Origin of the sequence: Hymenobacter armeniacus, assembly GCF_014699055.1 — a bacterium.
Lineage (GTDB): Bacteria > Bacteroidota > Bacteroidia > Cytophagales > Hymenobacteraceae > Hymenobacter > Hymenobacter armeniacus.
In genome coordinates this window covers 452,959-472,645 of record NZ_JACXAC010000003.1, presented here as the reverse complement: position 1 = coordinate 472,645, position 19,687 = coordinate 452,959, and the positions used below count along the sequence as shown (strand labels likewise).

Here is a 19,687-nt window from a genome sequence, read left to right as displayed (position 1 = left end):
CGGGCAGGCCGCCGCACCGGGGTTAGTTGAAATCTAAGTGCTTATCAAAAAACGGCAGGACGTGCTGGAACATCCGCCCATCGTGGCCCATGATGCGGCTGCCGTGGGTGCCCTCGTACTCCTCGGCCGCGTGGCGGATACTGAAGGCGCTGAGCCACTGGCTGAACGTGCGGCAGGTGGGCGGAATGTGCCGCACCTCGTCCTGCGCACCCCAGTCGAAGGCCAGGGCGCGCAGCTGGCGCAGGGCCGCCGTGTGGGTGGGCAGCTGGTAGGTGGGCGTGGCCGCCACCCACTGCGCCAGCGCGGCATCGCGCCGGGTCAGGCTGTCGGCACCCAGCGAGCCGGGCAGGTTGGCCCCAAAGGGCACGGCTTTGGGGTTGGGCGAAAAGGCCCGCGACACGGACACCGTCGAGAAGGCCGCGTGGTTGCCCTGCAGGCCCGCTGGGCCAGTGGCCCGCAAAGCCTGGGGCAGGCCCGGGCCGGGCAGGTAGCTGGGGTGCGGCCCCACCAGCGCGGGGCTCAGGGCGTAGGCAGCGGCCCAGATGCCAGGATATTGCAGCGCCAGCCGCAGGGTGCCGCCGCCGCCCATGGAGTGGCCCGCCAGGCCCCGGCTGCTGGGCCGCGACAGGGTGCGAAACTGCCCGTCGATGAAGGCTACCAGCTCGCGGGCGGTGAAATCGGCCCAGGGGCCGTTGGTGGCCGAGTTGGCGTACCAGCTGCCGCCGAAGCGGGTTTGCTCGTTGGGCACCACCACGATGAGCGGCCGAATCTGCTTTTCGGCAATGGCTTGGTCGAGCAGGGCTTTCATGCCGTCCTTATTGAAAATCAGGCTGTCGTTCCAGGTGAAGCCGTGCAGGTAGTAGAGCACGGGGTAGCGCTGGCCGGGCGCGGCGTCGTAGCCAGCGGGCAGGTACACGCTCACGCGGCGGCGCGGGGTTTCGCCGCCGGGGTTGCCGCGCAGCAGCTTCGAGTCGAGATAGGTGACGACGACGCGGCCGGCCGGCGGCGGGCTGGCCTGGGCCGCGAGGCGGGTGCTGCTGAGCAGCGTCAGCAGCAGAAGGAGCAGCAGGTTTTTCATGCGGATATGGCGAGCACGATTAAAGAACGGTCATGCTGAGCGCAGCCGAAGCATCTCTCCCGCTTCGTTGCCTGGTCCTCACCAAACCGGGCAGCGAATACTTGTAGTACCATCCGTTGCAGCGAATGAATTACTACTGCGGTAGAGATGCTTCGGCTGCGCTCAGCATGACCGTTCCTTTTGCTCTTCTTCTAGTTCGATTTACTTTTTCAGCTCCGCCCTTAGCGCGGCGATGACGTCCGGGTTCGGCAGGCAGTTTTTGAACTTGATGTTTTCCAGAATCGGCGGCAGCTCGGCGGCAGTTTTCACGTCGACGATATAGGGCGGCTTGATGCGCAGCAGGGCGGCAATGGGCTTGTCGTTGAAGCGCTTGTAGGTCCACTGGCACCAGCCGATGCCGGCGGCGTTGAGGTTGCGGGCGGCTTCGCCCATCCATTCGGGCGAGTTTTCGCCGGTTTCGCCCACCCACACGGGCACGTTCTGGGCCTGGCGGAAGGCCAGCAGGTTGCCGATGGTGCCGAGCTGGTTGGCGTCGGGGTTGGTGGCGTCGGGCGCGTTGCTGAGCGGGTATTTGGGCAGAATGCTGTAGCGGTGGGCGTTGTACACCAGGTTTTCGGGGTGGCTGAAGGCCCGGCGCTCGATGTCGTTGTAGTTGTTGCCGTAGCCGTTGCCTTCGAGCAGCAGCAGGTGCTGGTCGCCCTCGGCGCGCACCGTGTTGATGAGCCGCTCGAACATCTTCTGAATGGCCGGGTTGCCGCCGGGCACGTGGTTGGGCTCGTTCACGATGTCGTACATGGCAATGCGGCCGTCGTTCTTGTAGCGCCGGGCCAGCATGGCCCACAGCCCGTTGGTGAGGTCCTGATACATGGGCTCCTGCCAGAAGTCGTTGGTCTGCAACGCATCCGAGATGTTGGAATCGGTGCCCTGGGCGCCGGGGGCGGCGTGCAGGTCGAGCACCACGTACAGCTTGTTGGCAGCGCACCAGGCCAGCGTCTTATCGATGATGCGGATGGCCTCCAGCTTCTGGGGCTCGCGGAACAGCTCGCCTTTTTGCTGCCATTCCTTCAGCCGGGCCACGTAGTCGGCATACGGCACCGTGCCGCGGATGACGCCGTTGCGCACCGCGCGCTGCGTCTCGGTCAGGAACAGGTCGTAGTGCAGCGGCAGGCGAATGCAGTTGAAGCCCTGCTGGGCAATGAAATCAATATCGGCTTTGGTAATGAAGTTGTCGCGGTACTGCTGGTAGAACTTCTCCACGGCCGCGTCGCTCAGGCCAGCCTGGTAGAGCACCTTCTTCACCGAGCCCTGGGTGCCGCCGTAGCCGGGCTTCATCATGTAGCCTTCCTGCAGCAGCCAGCCGCCGAGGTTCATGCCGCGCAGCAGGACTTCGTGCTGCTGGGCATCCACGATTTTCGGCCCGTCGGCGCGGAGCAAGGGGGTTTGGGCCTGGCCCGCGAGGGCGGTGAGAAAGAAAAGCAAGAAAGTTTTCATGCGTGTTTGAATAGAACGATGTAGAGACGCGACACTTCGCGTCTCCCCGTTGAACGACTCGCGCAGGACAATTTCCGTCGAACGCCAGCCAGACGGCGCGAACGACGAGACGCGAAGTGTCGCGTCTCTACATCGTTCGGCCACACTTAGTCAATCACATACGTCGCGATGGAGTGGGCGGGGCTGGTGGTGCTGGCTCCCTGCCCTTTTATCCAGAGCTGGAATTCCTGGGGCTTGTCGCCGCTGTTCATCACCACCACGGCCACTTTGCCATCGGCGTTGCGGAAGGCGGTGGTTTGCAGCCAGTCGCGGTTCGAACTGCTCACAATGCGCTTGGCGCCGGGGCGGATGAACTTCGAGAAGTGGCCGATGTAGTAGTACGCGCTGGTATAGAGTAGCTTACCGGCCTTGGTATCGCCGATGATGGGCGCGAAGCAGAAGTTGCCCACGTGGTTGGGGCCGCCGGTTTCGTCGAGCAGCACGTTCCAGTCGGTCCAGCCCACGGTGCCGGCGTTGAAGTCGTTAATCATCGAGTGGCCGTACTTCTCGCCCAGGCTCCAATCATCTATTTTGGCGAAGTCGAACTTCTCCTTGCAGCCCTCCGTGAAAATCAGGTTGGTGTTGGGGAAGGACTCGTGCACGCGGCGCTCGTTGTCGAAGAGCATGGCGCTGGTGGTCCAGGTTTCGTACCAGTGGTAGCCGATGCCCCACACGTACTTGGCGGCCTCGGGGTCGTCGAGAATGGTGCTGGCGCGCTGGTAGAGCTGGTCGCGGTTGTGGTCCCAGGCAATGAGCTTGCGGCCGCCCAGCCCGCCCTTGGCCAGCGTGGGCCCGAGGTAGCCTTTGATGAAATCCCGCTCCTCCTCGGCCGTGTACAGGCACGACTCCCACTTCTGGTTGGCCATGGCTTCGTTCTGCACACTCAGGCCCCAGATGGGAATGCCCTGCTGCTCGTAGGCCTTAATGAACTTCACGTAGTAGTCGGCCCAGGCCTGGCGGTATTGGGGCAGCAGCTTGCCGCCGTGCAGCATCTCGCCGTTGGATTTCATCCAGCCGGGCGGGCTCCAGGGGCTCACAAACATGGTGAGCTTGCCGCCCGCCGCCGCCGTGGCCTGCTTGATGAACGGAATGCGGTACTGCTGGTCGTGCTGCACGCTGAAGCTCTTCAGCGCCTCGTCCTTGTCGGCCACGTAGGTGTAGCTGCCGCTCGAAAAGTCGGTGCTGTGGATGCTGGTGCGGCCCAGCGTGTAGCCGATGCCGGCCGTGGGGCTGTAGTAGGCCCGCATAAACTCCTGCTGCACGGCCTTGGGCAGGCGGGCGTAGGTTTCGGCCGAGGCGTCGGTCAGGGCCCCGCCAATGCCAAGCATGGTCTGGAACGAGTGGCCGGGGTCAACGAACACGCACACCTGGGTTTCGAGCGGCTGCCCGGCCGGCGCAAACGCCAGGGCCGGGCCGGCGGCCAGGCGCTGGCTGGTGCCCTGGGCGGTGGTGAATACCTGCGCCTTGCGGCCGGCGGCCGAATAAGCGGTGGGCGGCTTGGGTGGGGTTTGCGGGGCAGCGCTACCCAGCCCAAGGGCGGATAGAGCCAGCACGGGAAGGACGGTTTTTAGCATACAGATAGAGTGGGCCGCCGGCGAACTGGCTGACCGCTAGATTACAGCCGGAAGGCCTGGTTGGGAAAAAGCTTGTCTTCGTAAGGCGGAGGGAGCGGCCGGGCCCGGCTCACCGAGTCGAACAGCATGGCTTGCGGCCGCCGGGGCGCATATGCGGGCCAGTCCGCGCCCGGCGTGCCCGTCTTGATGAAGCTGACCCAGCGCCGGTGCATGTCGGCCGCCAGCGTCCGGCTGGAGCCGGCCTGCGCCGCCTTGGGGCCGAGGGAGTTCCAGGCGTAGGCCAGCTCCTGGGCGTGCACGGGGCCCGCGCCGCCCGGCGGGCGGTAGTCGAAGCGGTAGAGCCACACGGGCTGGCCGGCCGCGGCCAGGGTGCCGGCCAGCCGGTACGAGGCCAGGCGGTAGAGATAGTCGGTGGTGGTTTGCAGCCAGGCCTGGTCGGTGGGCTGGCGGCGGTGGGCCTGCTCGTAGGCGCGCCACACGGCCGCGCCGTTGGTTCCGAACAGGGCCGTCAGGACCTCAGCGTTGGGCTGCTTCAGGCTGGGCCAGAGGCCGATGAACAGGCCGGCTTCGTCGCGGTTGGTACCCACCAGCGCCCCGCGCAGGCGGGGCCGGCGCGCCAGGTGCGCCAGCGGCTCGTCGGGAATGGTGCGGCCGTCGCGCACGGGGCCGAACAGCTGCAAACCGTTGGGCCCGTCGGTGAGCTGCTGCTGGGCCCGGATGATGGTGGCCGTGGGCAGCGTCAGGAGCTGGGCGGCCTGGTCGGGGCGCAGGCCCAGGGCGGCCAGCAGCCGGGTGGCCACCGCGGCGGCCGTAGCCGTGTCGCGTACCGCCTGGGTGCCGCCACTTTCCAAAATCACCTGCTGAAAAAGGCCGTCGGCGGCGGGCGTGGCCAGCACGGCGCTCACCAGCTTGGCCCCGGCCGATTCGCCCATCACCGTCACGCGGGCGGGGTCGCCGCCGAAGGCCGCAATGTTCTCGTGCACCCAACGCAGGGCCGCCACCACGTCGAGCACGCCCGCGTTGCCGGCCGGCCGGTAGGCCGGGCCCAGTAGGCTCCCGAGTTGCAGAAAGCCGAAGCTGCCCAGCCGGTAGTTGATGCTCACGGCCACCAGGCTATCCTGGCGGGCAAAATTTTGCCCCGGGAAGTCGTCGCCCGAGCCGCCGGTGAAGGCGCCGCCGTGCACCCACACCACCACCGCTTTGGGCTGGGCGGCCCGCAGCGACGGCGTCCACACGTTCAGGGTGAGGCAGTTTTCGTCGCCCTGCGGGCCGGCGCTGCCGCCCTGCGGCGCCCGGGGCCCGAAAGCCGTGGCGGGCCGCACGCCCACCCAGGGCTGCACCGGCCGGGCCGGCCGAAACCGCCCCTCGCCCACCGGCGGCGCGGCATAGGCCACGCCCCGAAACAGCAGCAGCCCGGTGCTGTCGCGGGTGCCCTGCAGCTGGCCCGCCCGCGTCTGCACCACAGGCGCCGGGGCAGGCGCAGGCACCCGGGCTACTCCGGCGGAGGCCACACTCACCCACGCAGCGGCCAGCAGCCCCCGCAGGCCAGTCATTCTCCCCACCAACGTAGCCCAGCCTACCATACGTACGTCGCTACCGAGCCCCCGTAGAGCGAGGTGCCCACCAGCTTGCCTTTATACTGGATATTAAAATTCTGGAGCGAGCTGCCCGAGTTCAGCACCACCAGCACGCGCTTGCCGTTGGGGGTTTTGTAGGCCACGTTGGGCAGGTTGGTGGGCACGTTGGTGGCCACGCGCACCGAGCCGGGGCGCACAAACTTGCTGCTGTGGGCCACCGTGTAGTAGGCCACGTTGCGCGTCACGCTGTTGCCGTTGATGGTGACGGCGCCCAGGCACTGGGTGCAGCCGCCGGGCGTGTGGGGGCCGTAGTTCTGGTCGCTGGCCAGGTTCCATTCCAGCACGTTGCGGCTCCAGTTGCGCACCGCCCCAATCTCAAGGTTGGCCACGTGGTAGTTCAGGTCGCCGCCAAACGAGGCCGTGCCCGGCGCTTGCGTCCACTGCTCGGTGAAGTAGATGTTCTTGCTTGGAAACTGGTCGTGCACACCGGCCAGCGAATTAATGGAGCCGCCGTAGAGGTGGAAAGCCGAGCCGTCGACGAAGGCGCTGGCGGCGGCATCGCTCAGCACGGTGCTCACGAAGCTGAGGCCGGCCTGGTCGGGGTTGTGGTCGTAGGCAATAATCTTGGTGCTCAGGCCCGCGGCCCGGAACGCCGGCCCCACGTTGTTCTTGATGAAGGTAGCTTGCTCGCTGCCCGTCATCAGCATGCTGGGGTTGTTGCCGCCGTATAGGGGCTCGTTTTGCAGCGTCACGGCGTCGATGGGAATGCCGGCGGCCTGCATGCCCTGCACGTATTTCACGAAGTAGCGGGCGTAGGCGTCGTAGTACTGCGGCAGCAGGCTGCCGCCGATGGGGCTGTTGTTGCTCTTCATCCAGGAGGGCGCCGTCCAGGGCGAGCCCAGGATTTTGATGCCGGGGTTCACGGCCAGAATCTCCTTCAGCACCGGGATGAAATAGGCCTGCTCGGGCGCCAGACTAAAATTGGCCAGCGCGGGGTCGGGTGTGCCGGAGTCGTCGTAGGTATATACGCTGCTGCTCAGGTCCGAAGCCCCAATGCTGATGCGCAGGTAGCTCACCCCAATGCTGCTGCTGTCGGTGGCAAACAGCTCCCGGATGAGCGAGGCCCGGTTGCTGGCCCCCATCTGGCTCAGCACGTAGGCGCTGCCCCCGGTCAGGGTGTAGCCAAAGCCGTCCATGGTCTGGTAGGTCTGGGTGGTGTCCACCACAATGGTGGGGTCGTTGTTGGTGCTGGCCCCGAACACCAGGCTCACCTTCTGGCGGTAGAGCAGGGCGGTTTTGTCGGGCGCCGTCAGCCACACGGCCACCTGCGACGGGCCCGTGGGCGTCACCGGGCCCGTGGGCGGCGTGGCGGGCCCGGCGGGCTCCGCCTCTTTCTTGCAGGCGCCCAGCAGCAGCGGCATTGCCACAGCAGCCAGGTAGGTGAAGCGGGAAAGGAAATTCATGGGGAAAGGCAGAATGAATGGCTTGAAACAGCGGGCGGGAAGCCTCACCACACGTAGGTGGCCACGGCGCCGGCCGGCAGCGTGGCCGGCACGGTGCGGCCCTGGTAGTGCACGCTGAACGTTTGGGCCGTGGCCTGGTCGTTTTGCACCAGCAGCACGTGGCCGCCGGTGGGCGTGCGGTAGGCCACGTTGGGCAGCACGTCCGCGCTCGTCGAGCCCACGCGCACCGAGCCGGCCGGCACAAACTTGCTGCTGTGGGCCACCGTGTAGTAGGCCACGTTGCGCGTCACGGCATCGCCGGCCAGCGTGAGGGCGCCCAGGCACTCGGTGCAGCCGCCGGGCGTGTGGGGGTTCTGCTGCGGGTCGGCGGCCAGGTTCCACTCCAGCACGGTGCGGGCCCAGTTGCGGGGCGCACCGATTTCGAGCTGCTTCACGTGCCAGCCCAGGTTGCCGGCAAAGGCCGTTTTCGAGCCCACCCACTGCTCGGTGAAGTAGAGGTTCTTGGTCGGGTAGGCGTCGTGCACCTTGCTCAGGGCCTCAATGGGCCCGGCGTAGAGGTGGAAGGCCGAACCGTCGACGTAGGGGTTGGCGGTGGCATTGCCCAGCACCGTGAGCGGGTACTCCGGCTTGTCGGCGTTGTGGTCGTAGCAAATGATTTTGGTGTCGAGCTTGGCCGCTTTCAGGGCCGGGCCCAGGTGCTGGCCGATGAACTCGGCCTGCTGCTCGGCCAGCATCAGCAGGCTGGGGTTGTTGCCGGGGTGCAGCGGCTCGTTCTGCACCGTGATGGCGTCGAGGCGAATGCCCTGGGCCTGCATGCCCTGCAGGTATTTCACGAAATACTGGGCGTAGGCGGGATAAAACTCGGGCTTGAGGCTACCCCCTTTGCTCTCGCCGTTGGTTTTCATCCAGGTGGGCGGGCTCCAGGGCGAACCCATGAGCTTGATGGCCGGATTAATGGCCAGAATTTCCTTTAGCACCGGAATGAGGTGCTTCTCGTCGGGGGCCAGGCTGAACTTGGCCAGCGTGGGGTCAGTTTGGCCGGCGGGCAGGTCGTCGTAGCTAAACACCTGGGCATCGAGGTCGGACGCCCCGATGCTCAGGCGCAAGTAGCTCACGCCAATGCCGTTGGCGGCGGTGCCGAACAGTTCGCGCAGCAGCGCGGTGCGCTTGGCCGGGCTCATGGCCCGCAGCAGCTCGGCGCTGCCCCCGGTGAGGCAGTAGCCGAAGCCATCCATGGTCTGGAAGCGCTGGCGGTCGTCCACTTCAATCACCGGGCCGGCGGCGGCAGAAGTGCCAAAGGCCAGCTTGCCCGGCTGCAGTTGCAGGAGCTGCTTCTGGTCGGCGGTGCTCAGCCAGCAGGCCACGCTGGTGGCGGGGCCGGGCTTGGCCGCCGCTTTGCGGGCCTGGCCGTGGCCGGGCACCAACGCGAGCGACAGCAAGGCCGTGGCGCCCCAGCGCGATAAGTAGTGCAATGTCATGGGTTACTGGTACGATAGTCGACGGGTACGGTCTTGGTTAAGTCGTTTGTTGTCCGTTGGCGGCCCGCGCCGAAACGCGGCGCCCCCAACGGACAACCCAACAACGGCTAGCATGTCGCTCCGGGGCAGGAAGCAGAAAACTGTTCCCACCATCACCCGCCCCTGCCCCGCGAGCGACAGCTATGGCTAGTACCCCGGGTTCTGCTGAATCTGGGGGTTGGTGTTGATTTCGGCCTGCGGGATGGGAAACAGCAGGAAGTTGGCGTCGCGGGCCCCGCCGGCGCGGCGGCGCGAGATGATGTCGAGGGCCGTGACGGTGTGCGAGGCCGAGCCGTCGGCCAGCGTGTGGCGGGCGTAGCGCACCAGGTCCCACCACCGTTCGCCCTCAAAGGCCAGCTCGAGGCGGCGCTGGCGGTCAATTTCGTTGCGCAGGGCCTGCTTGCTGGCCGCCTGGGGCGAGGCCGTGGTGAGGGCCGTGAGGCCGGCGCGGGTGCGCACGCGGTTCAGCTTGTCCAGGGCGTCCTGGGTGGGGCCGTTGAGTTCGTTCGCGGCTTCGGCGTAGGCCAGAAATACTTCGGCCATGCGCAGCACGTAGCTGTTGTCGGCCGAGTTGAAGTTGCCGCCGATGCTGCTCCACTTGAACACGAACGGGCCCCGGTCGTTGGCGTTGGCGCCCGATGCCCGGTTTTTGGTGGCGTCGAGGTAGCTCACGTGGTCGCGGCCCACAAAGGTGCCGTTGCTGTTGATGTTGCCGTTGTAGGCCCAGCGGCGGTCGTTCACGGTGTCGGCAAAGGCAATCAGCTCGGCGCTGGGAATGCTGAATTTTGAGAAGGAATACGTTGCAAAAGGCAGCGGCAGCAACAAGTCGGGCAGAATGCTGCCCCCATCGGCCGTGCCGGCGTATTGAATCTCGAAGAGCGACTCGGCGCCCTTGTTCTCGGCCGGGAACAGCGACTTGAACGTGGCGTTCAGGGGCACGTTGCGGGCAATTACCGTTTGGGCGGCGGCCTGCGCGGCGGCCCAGTTGCGGCGCGTGAGCTGCACGCGGGCCAGCAGGGCGCTGGCCGCGTTGCGGCCGGCGCGGTTGGGGTTGGCGGCGGGCATCTGAATGGCGGCGCGCTGCAAGTCGCTCACCACCGCGTTGTACACGTCATCGGCCGAGGCGCGGGGCAGGTTGGTTTCGGTGGGCTGGCTGCTCTCGGTGGGCTGCAGGCGCAGCGGCACGCCGCCGTAGGCCCGCACCAGGTTGAAGTAGCACAACGCCCGGACGAAGCGGGCTTCGCCCAGAATCTGGCTGCGCCGGGTGGTGTCCATCGGCACGTTGGGCACGTACTTGAGCACGATGTTGGCGCGGTTCACCCCGACGTACATCTGCCGGAAAATGTTGTTGACCTGGCTCGTGTTGGGCGTCCAGGCAATGTTCTGCACCGCGTTCACGTCGCCGTTGATGCTGGTCACGTTGTCGGAGGGCATCTCGCCGGCCACGTACAGGTCCTGGCCGTAGCCCCCGGTGCCCTGCAGGGCGTCGTACACGGCCGTGAGGCTCGATTCGGCGTCGTCGGCCGAAGTAAAGAAGTTGTTGGGCGTGATGCTGGTGAGCGGCTCTTTCTGAAGAAAGTCGCAGCCGGCCAGCAGCAGCAGGGCGCAAATCGGGAGGATAAAGTGCTTTTTCATGGGAATGCTAGCAGAAAGTCGACTTAGAAAGTGGCGTTCAGGCCCACCGTGTAGGTGCGCGCTTGCGGGTACACGCCAAAGTCGCGGCCGAAGCCAGTGGTGGAGAAGGGGTCGGCGCTCACCTCCGGGTCGTAGCCCGAGTATTTGGTCCAGGTCACCAGGTTTTGGGCCGTGCCGTAGATGCGCAGGTTCTTGAGGGCGGCGTATTTGGCCAGGCTGGCGGGCAGGTTGTAGGCCAGCGTCAGGTTTTTGAGGCGCACGTAGGAGCCGTCCTCAATGAAGCGGGTCGACACGCGGTTGTTGCCGGCGGGGTCGCCAAACACGGGGCGCGGCACGGTGGTGTTCGTGTTGGTGGGCGTCCAGTGGCTGAGCACGGCCGTGCTCTGGTTCAGGGCCGTGGTCTGGCCTTCCGTGATGGTGCGGTTCTGGTTGTAGATGTCGTTGCCGAAGCTGCCCTGGAAGAACACGCTCAGCTCGATGCCTTTGAAGGTGAAGTTGTTGGTGACGCCCGCAAAGAATTTCGGGTTGGGGTTGCCAATGACCGTGCGGTCGGCATCGGTGATGACCTTGTCCCCGTTCACGTCCACGAAGCGGATGTCGCCGGCCTTGGGCGCCACGCTGTTTTGCTTGGGTAGCGTCGCCCCCTCGGCATCCGACTGCACAATGCCCTGCACTTGGTAGCCGTAGAACACGCCCAGCGGCTGGCCCACTTTCTGAATGCTGTAGCCCCCGATGAAGGTGCGCGACACCTGCTCGCCCTTGTCGTTGGGCGCACTGCCCAAGTCGATGACCTTGTTGCGGTTGGCCGTCACGTTGAAGTTCGTGCTCCAGCCAAACGCGCCGTTCTGGCCGTCCACGTTGTTGGTCACCAGGCCCAGCTCGATGCCGCGGTTTTGGATGGTGCCCACGTTCTGAATCACGCTCAGGTTGCCGGCCCCCGTGCTCTGGGGCAGGGTCACGCCCAGCAGCAGGTCGGTGGTGCGCTTGTTGTAGGCGTCAAACGTGAACGTGAGGCGGTTGCTGAACAGGCCCAGGTCGATGCCGGCGTTGTACTGCGCCGTGGTTTCCCAGCGCACGTCGTTGCCGATGTCGGTCTGGGTGATGCCGCCCAGAATGGACGTGCCGCTGCCCTGGTAGTTGCTGCCCACGCCGTAGCGCGAAAAGCGCTGGTAGGTGTAAATCTCCTGGTTGCCGTTGGCCCCGTAGCTGCCGCGCAGCTTCAGGTCCGACACCACGCCGCCCTGCGGGAAGAAGCTCTCGCGCGACACGCGCCAGCCCAACGACACGGCCGGGAAGTAACCGAAGCGGTTGGCCCCGCTGAAGCGGCTGCTGGCGTCGGCCCGGAAGCTCACCGTGGCCAGGTAGCGCTCGTCGTAGTTGTAGATGGCGCGGCCGAAGAAGCTCAGCAGCGACCATTGGTCGGCGTAGCTGCCCGGAATGCCCGAGGCCGTGGAGCCGCCGTTGAGGTAGGGCACGGCGTTGGAGGAAAAGCCGCGCGTGCCGGCCCCCGAGGTAAACCGGTCCGAGGCCTGCATCGACTGCCCCCCGAGCAGCGTCAGGTTGTGCTTGTCGTTGAAGGTTTTGTTGTAGGTAAGCGTGTTCTCCAGCAGCCAGATGACCTGCTGGTTGGCGGCGGTGTTGGCCGAGCCGCGCACTTCGGCCGGCGACGACGACGTGCCCGGGTAGTTGCGGCTGTAGAACGTGTTTTCCGACTGCGTGCGGAAATCCAGCCCCAACGACGTTTTCAGCGTCAGGCTCTTGAGAATGTCGAACTCCCCGTACACGTTGCCCAGCGCCTGGTACACAATGGCCTGGTTGCTGGTTTCGAGCAGGTTGCCCACCGGGTTGTCGCTCAGCGTGAAGGGGTTGGTGCCGTACGTATTGTCGGGGTTGCGCACCGGCACCGTCGGAATTTGGGTCAGGGCGCCCAGCACCGTGCCCGAGTTGCCCAGCGCTGCCTCCGAGCGCACGGTGCCGTTGGTGTGGCTGCGGCTCAGGTTGAGCGTGGTGCCCAGCCGGAACCGGTCGGTCACGCGCTGGTCGAGGTTAATCTTGAAGTTGTAGCGGTCGAACCCGGACTGGATGTTGATGCCCGCCTGGTTGAAATAGCCCCCCGACACGTAGTAGCGGGTCTTGTCGGTGCCACCGCTCACGCTCAGCTGGTAGTTCTGAATGTCGGCGGGCCGGAAAATGGCGTCTTGCCAGTCGGTGTCGTAGGGCGGCAGGTTATTCAGGTCGGGAAAACCGGGCGCCCGGCCCGCGTTGGCCAGCAGCTCGTTGTATTCCTGCGCAAACTGGCGGGCGTTCAGCACGTCCAGTTTCTTGCGCAGGTACTGGCGGCCGTAGTACACGTTCAGGCCCACCTGGGCTTGGCCGGCTTTGCCTTTTTTGGTCGTGATGACAACCACGCCGTTGGCCGCCCGCACCCCGTAAATGGCCGCGCCGGCCCCGTCTTTCAGCACGTCAATGCTCTCAATGTCGTTGGGGTTAATCGTGTTGAGCGGGTTCAGGCGCTGGCTGTTGTTGGTCAGCTCCTGCTGGTAGTCCGGCAGCACCGGAATGCCGTCTATCACGTACAGCGGCGAGCCGTTCAAGCTGAGCGAAGCATTGCCCCGAACCCGCACGTTGATGCCCGCGCCGGGGGCGCCCGAGGGCGCCGTTACCTGCACGCCGGGGGCCTGGCCTTGCAAAGCCTGGTCGAAGCCGGCCACGGGCTGGCGCGCAATGGCCGCCGCATTCACCGACGAAACCGCGGTAGTGAGTTCCTGCCGGCTCTGCGTGCCGTAGCCCACCACCACCACCTCTTTCAGCGCCTGGGTGTCGTCTTTTAGCTGCACGGTGAACGTCGTGTTGCTGCCCACGGCCACTTCCTGGCGCACAAAGCCCACCGAGCTAAACACGAGGGTGCTGCCCTCGGGCACGCTCAGCGAGAAGTTGCCGCTCACGTCGGTGGCCGTGCCAATGGTGGTGCCCTTCACGAGCACCGTCACGCCGGGCAGGCCTTCGCCGGCGGCGTTGGTCACGCGGCCCGTCACGGGGATGTCGCGCAGGGCGCGGGCCTGGGGCAGCGGCCGCAAGCCGGCCGCGTGCACCGCCGGGGCCGCCCCCAGGCTGGCCAGCAGCGTGCCGCCCAGGGCCGAAGTAAGCAACGCCTTCCGAAAGGGACCAGCCCCCGCTAAGAATGGTAAGGGAGTTATCATGGTGTGGTGAGATGGGTGGGAAAAGGTGATAATCTCCGGTGCAAACGATTGGGGCGAAGGCACGCAGAGCCGTTGGCCCCTCGGCAAACAAATGCAGAAGGGTTGCACAAATTTCCCAGCCCCCGGCACCCGGCACTATATCATTTGTATCACGAGCTGTTCAACCCAGATGTATTTCACTAACCAACTGATGCTCAGTAGAACATGAATAAAAAAAGTGACATCCGCTAAGCAGCAGATGTCACTCACGTAACGCAACTATCGAAATTATTTCAGGGGGCCGTGGAGGCGTGCAGCGCCCTGAACTTGGACGGCGTGAGCTGGTAGCGCGCCCGGAAGCTGGCCGTGAAGTACGACGGCGACGAAAAGCCTAGCTCGTAGGCAATGTCGGCGATGGTGAGGGCGTCGTCGAGCAGCAGCTCGCGGGCTTTGGTCAAGCGCACGCCCTGGATGAAATCGGTGACGCCCGTGTTCAGCACGGCCTTCACTTTGCGGTAGAGTTGCATGCGCGACACGCCCAGGCTGCGGGCCACGTCTTCCACGCTGAGGTTGCTTTTGGACAAGTCGGCCTCGACGACGGCCGTCAGGTCGGCCAGGAATTTCTGGTCGGCCTGGGTGGTCAGGCCCGCCGCGTCCACGCTCAGCTCGCGGCGCAGGTGCTCGCGCTGGCGGGCGCGGTTGGCCAGCAGCGTGCGCACGCTTTCGAGCAGAAAGGTCGGGTTGAAGGGTTTGGTGAGGTAGAGGTCGGCGCCGGCCTGCACGCCTTCCACCTGCTGCTCGGGGGCGCCGCGCGCCGTGAGCAATATGACCGGGATGTGCGAGGTGCGCCAGTCGGCCCGCAGCCGGGCCACCACTTCCAGCCCGCCCAGGCCCGGCATCATCACGTCGCACACTATCAGGTCCGGAATCAGGTCGGTGGCCATCGCGAAGCCGGTGTAGCCGTCGGCGGCGCTCTGCACGCGGTGGCTGGCCCCCAGCTTGCGCATCAGGAAGTCGTTCACCTCGGCGTTGTCTTCAATCACCAGCACCAGCGTTTCGCTCACGGCCTCGGCCGGCGCGGGCGCCAGGTCAGTCAGTTCGGCTTCGATGGGCTCCGGCTCGTCGAGCGAAAGCACCACGGGACGGGCCTGCTCCTCGGCCCGCAGGCTGGCGGGCAGCTCGCGCGGCAGCCGCACCGTGAACGTGCTGCCGCTGCCGGCCTGGCTGCTGAAGCTGAGCCGGCCCTGGTGCAGGCGCACCAGCCCCTGGGCCAGCGCCAGCCCCATGCCCGAGCCTTTGGCCACCGCGCCCTGGTCGCCCTGGTAAAACCACTCGAAAATGTGGGCCCGGTCCTGCTCGCTGATGCCGCGGCCGGTATCGGTCACGCTCACCTGCAGGGCCCGGCCCTCGTCGGCGGCCTGCAGGCTGATGGTAATCTGGCCGTGCTCGGGGGTGAATTTCAAGGCATTGGACAACAGGTTGAAAAACACCTTGTCCAGGATGTTGCCGTCGAACCAGGCCAGCAGCACCGGCTCGGCCGCCAGAAAGCGCAGGCGCACGCCGCGCTGGCGGGCGGGCTTCTCGAAGGCGTCCACAATCTCGCGCACGAAGCTCACCAGGTTGCCCTCGGTGGCGTGCACCGCCATCTTGCCCACCTCAATCTTGCGGAAGTCGAGCAGCTGGTTCACCAGCTGCAGCAGGCGCTGGGTGTTGCGGCGCACCAGCCCCAGGTCGTGCCGCTGCGTGCTGCTGAAACCGGCGCTGTTGCCCAGCAGCTCCTCCACCGGCCCCAGGATGAGGGTGAGCGGCGTGCGCAGTTCGTGCGAGAAGTTGGTGAAGAAGCGCAGCTTGGCTTCGGTATCGATGCGGGCGCGCTCGGCCATCACCTCCAGCTGGTTGCGCTGCGAGCTGATTTCCTCGTTCTGCGCGCTCAGCTGGTGGTTAATCTTGACGTTTTCGGCGTTTTGCAGGGCCAGCTGCTGGTTGATGAGGCGGTTTTTGCGGGCCGAGCGCCAGGCAAACGCGCCCAGCGCCAGCGCCCCCAGCAAAGACAGCAGCGCCGCATACAGCGCGTGCTGCTGGCTGGCGTAGGTCGCTTCGAGGTGCCCCATCAGGCCTTGCTGCCGCTCAATGTCCTGCTGCTGGCTCACCATCTTTTCGGTTTGCTGGCGCATGGTCAGCACGTTGGTCGAGTCGATGACCATGGTGCCCAGAATGTTCTCGCGCTTGAAAGGCTGCTTGTGGAGGATGTTCAGGGCCGTCCGGATGGCGTCTTCGCCGCCCGGCGAGTACAGCAGCGAGGCCTTCAGCATGCCGCGCTGCACCAGGTCTATCCCCTCCCCCGGGCTGGCCAGCCCATCCACGCCAATGATGCGGACCTTGTCGGCGCGCCCCAGCTCCTGGCAGATGAGGTAGGCCGCGCGGGCCATGCCGTCGTTGTGGGCGTAAATCAGCGATACTTCGGGGTGGGCCTTCAGCGCATCCACCAGGCCCGGCTTCAACGAGCTTTCGGTCCAGTTGCCGGTTACCTGGCTCACAATTTCGAGCCCCGGGTAGTCGCGCAGGGCCTTGCTGAAGCCTTCGTGCCGGCCCGAGGTGGCCGACGAGCCCGGCGAGCCCAGCACTTCCAGCACCTTGCCGTGGCCGCGCAGCAGCCGGGCGGCGTAGCGGGCGGCCGTCTGGCCCACTTCCACGTTGTCGGCCCCCACGAAGGCGGTGTAGGCCTGCGAGGCCGTGCGCCGGTCCAGCAGCACCACCGGAATGCCCCGGCGGTAGGCCTCCTCCACGGCCGGCGTCACGGGGGCCGATTCGTAGGGCGACACAATCAGTAGGTCGATGCCGCTTTCGATGAGCTCATGAATTTGCTGTTTCTGCAGCGCGCTGTTGTCGTGCGAGTTCAGCGTGCGCAGCTGCACGTCGGGGTGGAAGCTCAGTTCGCGCTCCATCCCCGCCTGCATGGCCTGGCGCCACGGCCCCTTCGAGCTGCACTGCGCAAACCCAATGCGGTAGTGCGGCGGCTTGGCCGGCTGCGCGCAACCACCTAGCAGCAACGCTAATGCAGTTATTGCCGCCCCCCAGGCCCGTGTATGCAACAATGTTTTCAACGCGTCTTCAAGACTGGTAAACTTCTGGCAGGCATCCGCCCGGTCCCACTGTGTAAAACTAGCAAAATCCCCGGCGGCATGCCCAATCGCAGTTGGGTAGGCATTTCGCGGCCCCAAAGCCCGCCACGACTTCCCCGCAACGGGCCACGAACCGCGCTGGCGGCGCTACCTCACCGATTGGGAGCAGCAGACGCAGGAATTTATGAGCCGCTAAGCTGTGCTGCTCTTTCGCTATTCGGAGGTACTGCCGGGTAAAAACCGGTGCTGCCACTGCCTTTTCTCGATATTTCTGACATTCTCCGCACCGTGTAACGCGTGCAAGTACTGTCCCAGTATCAATAATTCCTTATCGGTAGGGTCACCTAAGAAAGGAGTCGGATAAATGGCGTTTCCATAGCAGTTCCGCACCTTTTCCGGCGTATCATCCACTATCAAAACCCGATTTACATCGTAGCCGAGCCGCCTTACTTTCTTGAGCAGCTTGGCATATTCATAGTGGCTCACGCCATCCAAGTTGTAGTAGCCAAACTCGTCAATCTGCGGCAGCAGCAAGGGCGTACAGCGGGAGCGGCCCCACACAAACACCGGCTTTATCTCCGGTGGAAATATCTGTTCAACCACTTGCTTGACGTAATCGTCGCTGGCTGATGACCATACCGCCAATTCAAACTTCTCGGCGCAAATGGCCAGAAAAGCCTCTAATCCTGGCCGTTTGTATACGTAGTAATGGTAGAGCTGAAACGCAAAATCGTCGCCAAGCTTGGTTGCAGTAGCGTGAATCAACGTTTCGTCAAGGTCCAGAATCAATAGGATTTTACTTTCCATCGCAGCTAGCAAGTTACCTCCTAACCATTTCCCGCCCCCTTGTCAGGAAAATTTTGGGCGCTTGCAACAAATCCCGCCACCGCGTCGGATAATCTTGCGCGCCGGGCCGAATCGGTGACAATCTGTCACCAAAACGACGCTGGTACGTTGCTTGTAATCCCCGGGTAACGGCTGCAAAGCGGCTCCAACCTGACACATTCCACTCTCCATCTTAACCAACACACCCCTCTCATGGGCAAAATAATCGGCATTGACCTCGGCACCACCAACTCGTGCGTGGCCGTAATGGAAGGCAACGAACCCGTTGTGATTCCCAACAGCGAAGGCCGCCGCACCACCCCCAGCATCGTCGCGTTTCTCGACGGGGGCAAGGGCGAGCGCAAAGTGGGCGACCCGGCTAAGCGCCAGGCCGTGACCAACCCCAAGAACACCATTTCCAGCATCAAGCGCTTCATGGGCCGCCACTTCAACGAAGTGACCGCCGAGCAGAAGCACGTTTCCTACGACGTCGTAGCCGGCCCCAACAACACGGTTGCCGTGAAGATTGGCGACCGCAACTACACGCCGCAGGAAATCTCGGCCATGGTGCTTCAGAAAATGAAGCAAACCGCTGAGGATTACCTCGGCACGACCGTAACCGAAGCCGTTATCACGGTACCTGCGTACTTCAACGACGCCCAGCGCCAGGCCACCAAAGAAGCCGGTGCCATTGCGGGCCTCGACGTCAAGCGCATCATCAACGAGCCCACCGCCGCTGCCCTGGCCTACGGCCTGGACAAGAAGCACAAAGACCAGAAAATCGCCGTGTATGACCTCGGCGGTGGTACGTTCGACATCTCCATCCTGGAGCTGGGCGACGGCGTGTTTGAAGTGCTGAGCACCAACGGTGACACCCACCTCGGCGGCGACGACTTCGACCAGGTGATTATTAACTTCCTCGCCGACCAGTTCAGCAGCGACAACGAAGGCCTCGACCTGCGCAAAGACCCCATGGCTCTGCAGCGCCTGAAAGAAGCTGCCGAAAAAGCCAAAGTGGAGCTTTCGAGCTCGACCGAAACCGAAATCAACCTGCCCTACATCACCGCCACGGCCTCGGGCCCCAAGCACTTGGTGGTGAAATTGAGCCGCGCCAAGTTTGAGCAGCTCGCCGACGACCTCGTGCGCCGCTCGATGGACCCGGTGAAGAAAGCCCTGCAAGACGCCGGCCTGAGCACTTCGGACATCGACGAGGTTATCCTCGTGGGTGGTTCGACCCGCATCCCCCGCATTCAGGAGGAAGTGGAGAAGTTCTTCGGCAAGAAGCCTAGCAAAGGCGTGAACCCCGACGAAGTGGTGGCCATTGGCGCTGCTATTCAAGGCGGTGTACTGACCGGCGAGGTGAAGGACGTGCTGCTGCTCGACGTGACCCCGCTGTCGCTGGGCATCGAGACGATGGGCGGCGTGATGACCAAGCTCATCGAGTCGAACACGACCATCCCGACCAAGAAATCGGAAACCTTCTCGACGGCTTCGGACAACCAGCCGTCGGTGGAAATCCACGTGCTGCAGGGCGAGCGTCCGCTGGCCAGCCAGAACCGCACCATCGGCAAGTTTCACCTCGACAGCATCCCGCCGGCACCGCGCGGTGTGCCGCAAATTGAGGTAACGTTCGACATCGACGCCAACGGCATCCTGAACGTGACCGCCAAGGACAAAGGCACCGGCAAGGAGCAGAAAATCCGCATCGAAGCCAGCTCGGGCCTCTCGGAAGCCGACATCAAGCGCATGCGCGACGAGGCTGCCGCCAACGCCGAAGCCGACAAAGCCGAAACCGAGCGCATCAGCAAGGTGAACGCCGCCGACTCGATGATTTTCCAGACCGAGAAGCAACTGAAAGAGTACGGCGACAAGCTGAGCGGTGGCAACAAAACCGCCATCGAAGGTGCGCTGGCTGACCTCAAATCGGCCCACGAAGCCAAAGACCTCGCCCGCATCGACAGCGCCATGGAGGCCATCAACGCCGCATGGCAGGCTGCCTCGCAGGAGATGTATGCCGCGGGTGGCGCTGAAGGTGGCCAGCCCGGCGCCGGTGGTTTCCCCGGCGGCGACGGCCAGAGCCCGAACGGCAACGGCCAGGGCCAGCCCGCCGACCACGTGACCGACGTGGACTACGAAGAAGTAGACGGCAAATAAGGGCCGCAGACAGCGGGACGTGGTGGGTTGACT

General features: G+C 64.8%; 11 protein-coding genes. 1 reads left to right on the top strand and 10 read right to left on the bottom strand.

Annotation, left to right across the window (positions count from 1 at the left end):
- Window positions 1-22 precede the first annotated feature (22 nt).
- The 10 genes from IC234_RS10270 to IC234_RS10225 form a co-directional block, all read right to left on the bottom strand.
- A complete protein-coding gene (locus IC234_RS10270) occupies window positions 23-1,078 on the bottom strand; it encodes an alpha/beta hydrolase (RefSeq protein ID WP_190924152.1) in 1,056 nt (351 codons plus the stop codon).
- 201 nt (window positions 1,079-1,279) lie between these two features.
- On the bottom strand, window positions 1,280-2,569 hold the full coding sequence (locus IC234_RS10265) for a glycoside hydrolase family 5 protein (RefSeq protein WP_190924150.1): 1,290 nt from the start codon (window positions 2,567-2,569) through the stop codon (window positions 1,280-1,282).
- A gap of 146 nt (window positions 2,570-2,715) precedes the next feature.
- Window positions 2,716-4,161 carry a glycoside hydrolase family 30 protein gene (locus IC234_RS10260; protein ID WP_317173358.1) on the bottom strand — a complete coding sequence of 482 codons (1,446 nt, stop codon included), beginning with the start codon at window positions 4,159-4,161 and terminating at the stop codon, window positions 2,716-2,718.
- 62 nt (window positions 4,162-4,223) lie between these two features.
- On the bottom strand, window positions 4,224-5,735 hold the full coding sequence (locus tag IC234_RS10255) for a carboxylesterase/lipase family protein (protein ID WP_190924146.1): 1,512 nt from the start codon (window positions 5,733-5,735) through the stop codon (window positions 4,224-4,226).
- A 23-nt stretch (window positions 5,736-5,758) separates the two neighbouring features.
- A complete protein-coding gene (locus tag IC234_RS10250; RefSeq protein WP_223827591.1) occupies window positions 5,759-7,222 on the bottom strand; it encodes a glycoside hydrolase family 30 protein in 1,464 nt (487 codons plus the stop codon).
- Window positions 7,223-7,266: 44 nt separating this feature from the next.
- Window positions 7,267-8,700 (bottom strand): glycoside hydrolase family 30 protein, encoded by a 1,434-nt coding sequence (locus tag IC234_RS10245; protein ID WP_190924144.1) that lies wholly within the window; start codon window positions 8,698-8,700, stop codon window positions 7,267-7,269.
- Window positions 8,701-8,886: 186 nt separating this feature from the next.
- On the bottom strand, window positions 8,887-10,374 hold the full coding sequence (locus tag IC234_RS10240; protein WP_190924142.1) for a RagB/SusD family nutrient uptake outer membrane protein: 1,488 nt from the start codon (window positions 10,372-10,374) through the stop codon (window positions 8,887-8,889).
- A gap of 23 nt (window positions 10,375-10,397) precedes the next feature.
- A complete protein-coding gene (locus IC234_RS10235; RefSeq protein WP_190924140.1) occupies window positions 10,398-13,574 on the bottom strand; it encodes a SusC/RagA family TonB-linked outer membrane protein in 3,177 nt (1,058 codons plus the stop codon).
- A gap of 272 nt (window positions 13,575-13,846) precedes the next feature.
- Complete coding sequence (locus IC234_RS10230; protein WP_190924138.1) at window positions 13,847-16,603, bottom strand: substrate-binding domain-containing protein; 2,757 nt, start codon at window positions 16,601-16,603, stop codon at window positions 13,847-13,849.
- A gap of 285 nt (window positions 16,604-16,888) precedes the next feature.
- Window positions 16,889-17,482: an HAD family hydrolase gene (locus IC234_RS10225; RefSeq protein WP_190924136.1), complete on the bottom strand. Its 594-nt coding sequence runs from the start codon at window positions 17,480-17,482 to the stop codon at window positions 16,889-16,891.
- Between the two features lie 231 nt (window positions 17,483-17,713).
- Here IC234_RS10225 and dnaK point away from each other — a divergent pair, with 231 nt between their 5' ends.
- Window positions 17,714-19,654, top strand: a complete 1,941-nt coding sequence (gene dnaK / locus IC234_RS10220) for a molecular chaperone DnaK (RefSeq protein ID WP_190924134.1) — start codon at window positions 17,714-17,716, stop codon at window positions 19,652-19,654.
- Window positions 19,655-19,687 lie beyond the last annotated feature (33 nt).